This is a genomic window from Ferrovum myxofaciens (assembly GCF_000735045.1).
GTDB lineage: Bacteria > Pseudomonadota > Gammaproteobacteria > Burkholderiales > Ferrovaceae > Ferrovum > Ferrovum myxofaciens.
Genome location: NZ_JPOQ01000496.1, coordinates 1 through 253 on the forward strand (window position 1 = coordinate 1; position 253 = coordinate 253).

1 pseudogene is annotated in these 253 nt (G+C 60.9%); it reads right to left on the reverse strand.

Annotated features, from left to right (window positions below):
* A pseudogene (locus IV91_RS18760) lies at positions 1-253 on the reverse strand (hypothetical protein); the annotation flags it as partial.

Sequence of the window (253 nt, forward strand, 5' to 3'; positions counted from 1 at the left end):
TGCGCCGGGTTGAGTGGGTGGTGGAATTGGGGGAGGCAAACACCTCCAGGTAGAGTTTGTCATCCAGTACGGGTAGTTGGCGTTGTGCGGCCACAGCCAGGAGTTGTGCAGCCAGGTTGGTCAGGAGCCGATAGTTTCCCCCGGCTCGTTCGCACAAGGTATGTTTGAGGCTCGGGCTCATCAGAGTGGGAGCTCCGGCGCTGTCGAGCAGGTGATCCAGGCAAGCGGCCAATTCTTCCCGCGTGGCGTAGTC